Source organism: Arenimonas malthae CC-JY-1 (assembly GCF_000747075.1).
GTDB lineage: Bacteria > Pseudomonadota > Gammaproteobacteria > Xanthomonadales > Xanthomonadaceae > Arenimonas > Arenimonas malthae.
Genome location: NZ_AVCH01000034.1, coordinates 1 through 8657 on the forward strand (window position 1 = coordinate 1; position 8657 = coordinate 8657).

Here is an 8657-nt window from a genome sequence, read left to right on the forward strand (position 1 = left end):
CCCGTGGGCGAAGCCGGCGCCGAGGCCGCCGCGCCGCGCGCCGAGGCTGGCCGCAAGAAGCCCGAGCCGGCGCCCGCCGCCAGCGAGAAGCCCTCGCTGCTCGGCCGCATCAAGGCCGGCCTCAAGTCCCTGGTCAAGCGCACGCCGCCCGGCAAGCACTGAGCCCGGCGCTTCCTGCACAAACGCATCCTGTAGGAGCGGCTTCAGCCGCGAAGCTTTTCGCGAAGAGCTTCGCGGCTGAAGCCGCTCCTACAAGTTCTTGCGTCTGCTAGATTGCGCGGGACTTCCACCACCGTCGCCGGCATGGCCCTGCTCCGCTTCGACAACGTTACCAAGACCTACCCGGGCAACCCGCCGGCGCTGAGCGACGTCAGCTTCGCGGTGGAGGAGGGCGAGATGCTCTTCGTCACCGGCCACTCCGGCGCCGGCAAGTCCACCCTGTTGCGCCTGGTGCACCTGTCCGAGCGGCCCAGCCGCGGCACCGTGCTGGTGAACGAACGCAACCTGGCCAAGGTGCGCGGCCGCAAGGTGCCGCTGCACCGGCGCCAGGTGGGCGTGGTGTTCCAGGACCACCGCCTGCTCACCGACCGCAGCGTGTTCGACAACGTGGCCCTGCCCTTGCTGATCGCCGGCACGCCGCGCGCCGAAGTCGGCAAGCGCGTGCGCGCCGTGCTCGACAAGGTCGGCCTGGGCGATCGCGAACGCTCGCTGCCGGTGCAGCTTTCCACCGGCGAACAGCAGCGCGTGGGCATCGCCCGCGCCATCGTCGCCCAGCCGCAGCTGCTGGTGGCCGACGAACCCACTGGCAACCTCGACCCGCAGCTGGCCGCCGAAATCATGCAGCTCTTCGCCTCGCTGCCCGCGCTGGGCACCACGGTGGTGATCGCCAGCCACGACCTGGCCCTGGTCAAGCGCATGCGCCGCCGCGTGCTGGTGCTCGACCACGGCAAGCTGGTGGACGACATCTCGCCCGAGGACCTGGCGGCATGAGCAAGGTCGAAGCGCGCCCCAAGCCGGCCGCCGCCGAACGCGTCCGGGCCGGCGGCCTGGGCAGCCGCCTGCGCGCCTGGCGCGAGCAGCACCTGTATTCGCTGGTTTCCAGCCTGGGCCGCCTGCTCCAGCGCCCGGTGGCCACCGGCCTCACCATCGGCGTCATGGCCGTGGCCATCGCGCTGCCGCTGGGCCTGGCGCTGGCGCTGGGCAACCTGGAGCGTTTCTCCGGCACCGTAAGCCAATCGCGGGAAATCGGCGTGTTCCTCAAGGCCGACATGGCCGAGGGCCGGCCCGAGGCGCTCGCCGGCGAACTGCGCGCCCGCCCCGACGTGGCCGGCGTCACCGTGCGCACGCCGGAGGAAGGCCTCGAGGAATTCCGCGCCATGAGCGACCTCGCCGGCGCGCTCGACGTGCTCGAGGCCAACCCGCTGCCCTACGTGCTGGTGGTGCAGCCCGCCGGCGACGACGACGGCAACGCCCTGGCCGAGGCCCTGCGCCGCCTGCCCGAGGCCGACGTGGTGCAGCACGACGCCGCCTGGCGCCAGCGCCTGTCGGCCTGGCTGGCCTTCGGCGAACGCGTGGTGCAGGTGGTGGCCGTGCTGCTGGGCCTGGGCGTGCTGCTGGTGGTGGGCAACACGGTGCGCCTGGACATCGGCGCCCGCAGCGAGGAGATCGCCGTGCTGCAGCACCTGGGCGCCACCGACGGCTTCGTGCGCCGTCCCTTCCTTTACCTCGGCGCCTGGTACGGGCTGGCCGCGGGCCTGCTGGCCCTGGCCCTGCTGCTGGTCGCCGGCCTGCTGCTGCAGGGCCGCCTGAGCGCGCTGGTGGCCAGCTACGGCAGCCAGTTCGCGCTTTCCGGCCCCGGCTGGCGCGGCACCCTGGCCCTGCTGGCCGGCGCCGCCGCCATGGGGTGGCTGGGCGCATGGCTCGCAACCGGGCATCATCTACGTCGGACCCGTCCTACGGACGTGTGACATGAACAGCCCAGCCTTCCGAAGTTTCGATACCCCCAACCCACGCATCATGGTCGTGGACGGCTCCAAGGTCGTCCGCAAGATGATCGAGGGCGTGCTGCGCCAGCAGCTGCCCGACCTGGAGTTCGTCGGCTGCGAAACCGGCGAGGAGGCCAAGGCCGCCCTGCAGGCCGGCGCGGTGAACCTGGTCACCACCGCCCTGCGCCTGCCCGACATGGACGGCCTGGACCTGGCGCGCTACCTGCGCGAACACACGCCGCAGGCCTACATCCCCATCATCGTGGTCTCGGGCGACGTGCAGGAGCGGCTCGAGAGCCGTTCGATCAGCGACGACGTCACCGACTACTTCGACAAGGCGCTGGGCTTCAACGCCCTGGCCGCCTTCATCAAGGGCTACGTGGCGCCCGAATCCGAGGCCGGCGGCGAGGTGCTGTACGTCGAGGACAGCCGCGTCGTGGCCATGGCCACCCGCCGCATGCTCGAGAAACACGGGCTCACCGTCACCCACGCCACCGGCGTCGAGGACGCCATCGCCCACCTGGAAACCGCCCGCGCCCAGGGCAAGGTGCCCGGCCCCGACGTGGTGCTGACCGACGTCTACCTGAAGGGCGAACTGACCGGCAAGGACCTGCTCAGGTCCATCCGCGAGGAGTTCGGCTACGCCAAGGGCATGCTGCCGGTGCTGGTGATGACCGGCGACGCCAACCCGGCCAACCAGAGCGACCTGCTGCGCGCCGGCGCCAACGACCTGGTGCAGAAGCCCATCGAGGAGCGCCTGCTGGTCACCAAGCTGCTGTTCCAGCTGCGCGTCGGCCGCCTGCTGCGCGCCAAGCTCGGCAAGTAGGCGGTGGCGGAAGACGACCGGATCCGGCTCGAGCCGTCCTGGAAGGCCCGGGTCGGCGACTACCTGCAGCGCCCGGACATGCAGGAACTCTCGGCCTTCCTGCGTAAGGAAAAAGCGGCCGGCAAGCGCATCTTCCCGCCCGGCCCGCGCATCTTCTCGGCGCTCGACGCCACGCCCTTCGACCAGGTGAAGGTGGTCGTGCTCGGCCAGGACCCCTACCACGGCGCCGGCCAGGCCCATGGCCTGTGTTTTTCGGTGCTGCCGGGCGTGCCGGTGCCGCCTTCGCTGCTCAACATCTTCAAGGAAATCCAGGGCGACCTGGGCATCCCGCCGCCCGACCACGGCTGCCTGCTGCCCTGGGCGCGGCAGGGCGTGCTGCTGCTCAACGCCGTGCTGACGGTCGAGGAAGGCAAGGCCGGCTCGCACCAGGGCAAGGGCTGGGAGGGCTTCACCGACGCCATCGTCCAGGCCCTGGACCGCGAGAAGGAAGGCCTGGTGTTCCTGCTCTGGGGCAGCTACGCCCAGGCCAAGGGCAAGCTGCTGCAGGGCCGGCACTGCGTGCTGCGCGCCCCGCACCCCTCGCCGCTGTCGGCGCACCGGGGTTTCCTGGGCTGCGGCCACTTCGGCAAGGCCAACCGCTGGCTGCAGGGCGGCGGCAAGGCGCCGATCCAGTGGGCATTGCCGCCGCGGGCCGAGGTCGAGGCGATGCTGGCCGGCGACTGAGGGCGCCGGCCACGCGTTTCAGGGCGCGGCGGCCGCGCCGTGTCCTTCCCCGGAGTGCCCGTCGTCGTTGATCCAGAAGGCGTGCGCGTCCAGCAGCAGCCGGGCGGTGGCGCCATAGGCCGCCGCACGCGACTCCACTTCGGCCATGGCCGCCTCGCGTTCGCGCCGGCGGGCCGCCAGCAGCGGTGCCAGGGCGACGCCGCCGAGCTCGCGGCCGCGCTCCAGGCGCGCGGTTTCCTGGCGTTGCGCGTCCAGGCCTTCCTTCGCCAGCGTCCAGGCCGCGGCCAGCGTTTCGGCGCGGGCCGCCAGTGCCTGCGCGTGGCGGCCGACTTCGATGCGCACGGCATCGGCGTCGGCTTCGGCGGCCATGGCCTGGCCCGCCGCTTCCGCCGCCACCGCGCGCCGCGCGCCGGTGCCCAGCGGCACGCTGAAGAACACACCGAGCGCGCTCTCGTCGCCGCCGCGCTCGGACAGGGCGCGCAGGCCGATGGTGGGGTTGGCGCGGCGGTCGAGGCGGGCGCGTTCGGCGCGGTTGGCCTCGAGCTCCGCCCGGCCCTGGGCCAGCGTCACCTCATGGCTGACCGCGACGATGCGCTCGCCCCAGTGGCGCCAGCCGGGCTCGGGCACGGAGGGCGCGGCGATCGGCGCCGCCTGCGCCGGCAGGGGCAGGCCGGGATAGCGCGCCTGCAGGGTGATCCGCGCTTCCTGTGCGCGGATCTCCGCCAGCCTCACTTCGCGGCGCGCGGCCGCCGCCGCCGCGAGGGCGGCGTCGTGTTCGACCAGCGCCGCATCGCCGCCCTTGAGCCTGGCGGCGACTGCGTCGAGGTCGCTGTCGGCGTCGGCCACGGCCGCCATCGACACGCGGCGCAGTTCTTCCGCTGCCAGCCATTCCAGCCAGGCTTCGAGCAGGCCGATCGCCGCCATGTGCCGGGCATCGGCCAGCAGGTCGCCGCCGACCGATTCTTCGGCGTCGGCGATGCGCCGGTCCACCGCGGCCTTGCCGGGCAGGCGCAATTCGCGCTGCAGGCTGGCTTCCCATTCATTGAACCGGCCCTGGGCGCCGGCGTCGCGGTCCAGCCACTGGCCGCCGGCGATCCACTCGTGGCTGCCGCGCCGGCGGCCGGACGCGCGCGCGAGCGCGGCCTCGCGTTCGCCCTGGGCGCGGCGCACGCCGGGATCGGCGTCGATCACGGCGACCGCCTCGTGGGCGTCGGGAAGCGTGTCCGCCAGCGCGGCCGGCAGTTCGGCGGCGCGCGCCAGCGGCGCGCCTGCAAGGGCCAGGGCCAGGAGCAGCGGGCTCAGGCGGGCTTTCATTCGACGATCCTCCCGAATTCGATGATCGGACTCATCCAGTAGGCGATTTCCGGCGACGGCAGGCGCATGCGCAGGCCTTCGACCAGTCGGCGCGCGCTGTCCTCGGGCAACACGGCCAGCAGCAGCGCGCGCTCCGCGCGCCCGCTCACCTGTTCCTGCACCGAGGCGCGGGCGAAGCCGTGGCCATGGCCTTCGGCGTGCAGCGTGGTGAAGCCGGCGAGGTCGGGGTCGATCTCCAGCAGGTCGGCCAGCAGCTGCCGCTCGGCCGGGCGCGGATAGGCCAGCGTCAGCTGGACCAGCGGGTTCTCGTTCATGGCGTGGTCCTCGTGCGGGCCTGGCCGAAGCGCAGGTAGAGCAGGGGCAGCAGCAGCAGGGTGAGCGGGGTGGCGGTGACCAGGCCGCCGACCACGACGATCGCGAGCGGGCGCTGGATCTCCGAGCCGGGGCCCGAGGCCAGCAGCAGCGGCACCAGGCCCAGCGCGGTGATCGAGGCGGTCATCAGCACCGGCCGCAGTCGCCGGCGCGCGCCTTCGACCACGACGCGCGCGATCGGCAGCCCGCGCGCGCGCAGGTCGTTGAAGTGGCCCACCATCACCGTGCCGTTGAGCACCGCGATGCCGAGCAGGGCGATGAAGCCCACCGAGGCCGGCACCGACACGTATTCGCCGACCAGCCACAGCGCCAGCACGCCGCCGACCAGGGCGAACGGGATGTTGGCCAGCACCAGCAGCGCCTGGCGCGCACTGCCCAGGCTGGTGAACAGCACCACGAAGATCAGCGCCAGCGCCACCGGCACCACCAGCGCCAGCCGCGCCGAAGCGCGCTGCTGGTTTTCGAACTGGCCGCCCCAGCCCAGCGAGTAGCCGGGCGGCAGCGGCACGCCGTCGGCCACCGCCTGCCGCGCTTCCTCGACGAAGCCGACCAGGTCGCGGCCGGACACGTTCGCCTGCACCAGCGCGTAACGCGAGCCGGCCTCGCGATCCACCTTGACCGGCCCGTCCACGCGGCGGACGCGGGCGACGTCGCCGATGCGCACCTGGCCGCCCAGCGGCGACACCAGCGCCAGGTCGGCGAAGCGCGCCGGGTCGGCGCGCAGCGAATCGTCGCCGCGCACCACCAGCGGGATGCGCCGGCTGCCTTCGACCACCACGCCGACGGCCACGCCCTCGACCTGCGCGCGCAGTTCCTGCTGCAGGCGCGCCACGTCGAAGCCATGGCGGCCGGCGGCCAGCCGGTCCACCTCGATCTCCAGGTACTGCACGCCTTCGTTGGTGAGCCGGTACACGTCCTCGGCGCCGGGCACGGCGCGCACGCGCGCCTCGACGGCGGCCGAGAGCGTCTCCAGCTCCGCCAGGTCCGGGCCGAACACCTTGATGGCGATGTCGCCGCGCGCGCCGGTCAGCATTTCCGACACGCGCATCTCGATCGGCTGGGTGAAGGCATAGGCGGTGCCGGGGAAACGGTCGAGCACCTTGCGCAGTTCCTCCACCAGCCAGGCCTTGTCGGGCTGGCGCCATTCGTCCTTCGGCGCCAGCACCAGGAAGCTGTCGGTCTGGTTCAGGCCCATCGGGTCGAAGCCCAGTTCGTCGGCGCCGGCGCGGGCGATGATGCTGCGCACTTCCGGGACGTCCGCCAGGATCGCGTCCTGCACCGCCAGGTCCACGGCCGCGCTGGCGTCCAGGTTGGCCGAAGGCAGCTTTTCGAGCTGGATCAGGATCGCGCCCTCGTCCATCGTCGGCATGAAGGTCTTGCCGATGCCGCCCCAGGCCAGCGCCGCCAGGCCGAGCGCCACGGCCGCGGCGAGCATCGCCAGCCGCGGCCGGGCCAGCGCGGCATCGAGCGCCGGGGCATAGATGGCGTTGAGGCGGCGCATCAGCCAGGGCTCGTGGTGCGAGCCCTCCTTGAGCAGCCAGGAGGCCAGCACCGGGATCACGGTGAGCGAGAGCAGCAGCGAGGCGCCGAGCGCGAACACGATGGTCAGCGCCACCGGCCCGAACATGCGCCCCTCCAGGCCCTGCAGCGTCAGCAGCGGCGTGAACACCAGCGCGATGATCAGGATGCCCGACGCCACCGGCGCCGCCACTTCCGCCGCCGCGCGCCACACCCGGTGCAGGCGCGGGATGCCGTCGCCCTCGCGGGCGGCGGCCAGTTGCTCGACCGTGTTTTCAACCACCACCACCGAGGCGTCCACCAGCATGCCGATGGCGATCGCCAGGCCGCCCAGGCTCATCAGGTTGGCGCTGAGCCCGGCGAAACGCATGACCAGGAAGGTGCCCAGCACCGCCAGCGGCAGCGTCACCGCCACCACCAGCGCCGCGCGCACGTCGCCCAGGAAGAGCAGCAGCAGGATCACCACCAGCACGGTGGCTTCCAGCAGGGCGCTGGTCACCGTGCCGGTGGCGCGCGTGATCAGGTCGCTGCGGTCGTAGAAAGGCGTGATCGCCATGCCGGGCGGCAGGCTGGGCTGCAGCTGTTCCAGGCGCTGCTTGACGCCACGCACCACCGCCGAGGCGTCGGCGCCGCGCAGGCCCACGACCAGCCCCTGCACCGCCTCGCCGCCGCCGTCGCGGGTGACCACGCCGTAGCGCGTGAGCGAGCCTTCGCGCACCTGTGCGATGTCGCCGACGCGCAGCGCCTGGCCCTCGCGCACGGCCACTACGGTGGCGCCGATGTCGCGCCCGTCGCGCATCGCGCCGGTGGCGCGCACCACCAGCGATTCCTCGCCCTCGTCCAGGCGGCCGGCGCCGTCGTTGCCATTGTTGGTTTCCAGCGCATTGCGCAGGCTGGCCAGGTCGAGGCCGGCGGCGGCCATCGCGGCGCGGTCGGGCACGACTTCCCAGGTGCGCACGCGGCCGCCCAGCGCGTTGACGTCGGCCACGCCGGGCACGGTGCGCAGCGCCGGGCGGATCAGCCAGTCCAGCACCTCGCGGCGTTCGGCCAGGGTGTAACCCTCGCCGTCCACGGTGAACATGTACATGTCCGACAGCGGCGTGGCGATCGGCGCCAGGCCGCCGTCGATGCCTTCGGGCAGGTCGCCGGACGCGGCCGCCAGGCGTTCGGCCACCTGCTGGCGGGCCCAATAGATGTCGGTGCCCTGTTCGAAATCGAGCGTGAGGTCGGCCAGCGCGTACTTGGCGGAGGCGCGCAGCATCACCTGGCGCGGGATGCCCAGCAGCTCCATCTCCAGCGGCACGACCACGCGCTGCTCGACTTCCTCGGGCGTCATGCCGGGGGCCTTGAGGATCAGCTTGACCTGGGTCGGTGCGATGTCTGGGAAGGCATCGATCGGCAGCGTGCGCCAGGCGACGTAGCCGGCGACGGCGAGCGCGGCGGTGGCCAGCGCGACCAGCAAGCGCTGGGCCAGCGACCAGGCGACGAGGCGGGCGAGCATGGTCAGCCCTCCCCGGCGGCGTCGTCGGCCGGCGTCTCGGCGACGGCCTTGAGCGCCAGCACGCCGCGCGACACCACCTCGGAATTCGGCGCCAGCCCGCTGATCCAGGCCTGCTGGCTGTCGCGGAAGTGGACCTGCACCGGCACGACTTCCAGGCCCCCGTCACGACGCGCGAATACCGAGGACTGCCCGGCGACGGCGATGACGGCGGTGGCCGGCACCCGGGCCACGCCGGCGTCGGCGCGGCGCGAAATGCCGAGTTCGACCAGGGCGCCGGGCACCGCGGCGCCGGCCGGCAGGTTCGCCATCACCGGCAGCGAGCGGGTCATCGGGTCGATGGCGCCGCCCACGCCAACCACTTCGCCGATGGCGCCGTCGGGCGTGGAGGCGCGCATGCCCGCCGCCAGCCGGCCGGCCA

8 protein-coding genes are annotated in these 8657 nt (G+C 73.1%); 4 read left to right on the forward strand and 4 right to left on the reverse strand.

Features of this window, described 5'->3' with window-relative positions:
• Window positions 1-303: 303 nt before the first annotated feature.
• Genes ftsE through ung form a run of 4 tightly spaced genes read left to right on the forward strand, consistent with a single transcriptional unit; the run spans window position 304 to window position 3534 of the window.
• Entirely contained in the window at window positions 304-990 is a 687-nt protein-coding gene (gene ftsE / locus N790_RS02810; protein WP_043800443.1) for a cell division ATP-binding protein FtsE, read from the forward strand.
• Entirely contained in the window at window positions 987-1967 is a 981-nt protein-coding gene (gene ftsX / locus N790_RS02815) for a permease-like cell division protein FtsX (RefSeq protein ID WP_084062562.1), read from the forward strand. The genes ftsE and ftsX overlap by 4 nt, the downstream gene beginning before the upstream one ends.
• A 1-nt stretch (window position 1968) precedes the next feature.
• Window positions 1969-2811, forward strand: a complete 843-nt coding sequence (locus N790_RS02820; protein WP_043800445.1) for a response regulator — start codon at window positions 1969-1971, stop codon at window positions 2809-2811.
• A gap of 3 nt (window positions 2812-2814) precedes the next feature.
• Window positions 2815-3534 (forward strand): uracil-DNA glycosylase, encoded by a 720-nt coding sequence (ung, locus tag N790_RS02825; protein ID WP_043800448.1) that lies wholly within the window; start codon window positions 2815-2817, stop codon window positions 3532-3534.
• 18 nt (window positions 3535-3552) lie between these two features.
• Here ung and N790_RS02830 read toward each other — a convergent pair whose 3' ends face one another.
• The 4 genes from N790_RS02830 to N790_RS02845 all read right to left on the reverse strand — a co-directional run.
• On the reverse strand, window positions 3553-4848 hold the full coding sequence (locus N790_RS02830) for a TolC family protein (RefSeq protein ID WP_052385638.1): 1296 nt from the start codon (window positions 4846-4848) through the stop codon (window positions 3553-3555).
• Window positions 4845-5162, reverse strand: coding sequence for a DUF3240 family protein (locus N790_RS02835; protein WP_043800450.1), 318 nt, complete (start codon window positions 5160-5162; stop codon window positions 4845-4847). The genes N790_RS02830 and N790_RS02835 overlap by 4 nt, the downstream gene beginning before the upstream one ends.
• Window positions 5159-8239, reverse strand: coding sequence for an efflux RND transporter permease subunit (locus tag N790_RS02840; RefSeq protein ID WP_043800452.1), 3081 nt, complete (start codon window positions 8237-8239; stop codon window positions 5159-5161). Before N790_RS02840 ends, N790_RS02835 begins: the two co-directional genes overlap by 4 nt.
• A 2-nt stretch (window positions 8240-8241) precedes the next feature.
• Window positions 8242-8657, reverse strand: a 416-nt coding sequence (locus N790_RS02845; RefSeq protein ID WP_425388018.1) for an efflux RND transporter periplasmic adaptor subunit, incomplete at its 5' end; no start/stop codon positions are given.

Excerpts from the sequence above, each read along its gene's own strand:
- ftsE (WP_043800443.1), top strand. The coding sequence starts at position 304 with ATGGCCCTGCTCCGCTTCGACAACGTTACCAAGACCTACCCGGGCAAC.
- ftsX (WP_084062562.1), top strand. The coding sequence starts at position 987 with ATGAGCAAGGTCGAAGCGCGCCCCAAGCCGGCCGCCGCCGAACGCGTC.
- N790_RS02820 (WP_043800445.1), top strand. The coding sequence starts at position 1,969 with ATGAACAGCCCAGCCTTCCGAAGTTTCGATACCCCCAACCCACGCATC.
- N790_RS02830 (WP_052385638.1), bottom strand. The coding sequence starts at position 4,848 with ATGAAAGCCCGCCTGAGCCCGCTGCTCCTGGCCCTGGCCCTTGCAGGC.
- N790_RS02835 (WP_043800450.1), bottom strand. The coding sequence starts at position 5,162 with ATGAACGAGAACCCGCTGGTCCAGCTGACGCTGGCCTATCCGCGCCCG.
- N790_RS02840 (WP_043800452.1), bottom strand. The coding sequence starts at position 8,239 with ATGCTCGCCCGCCTCGTCGCCTGGTCGCTGGCCCAGCGCTTGCTGGTC.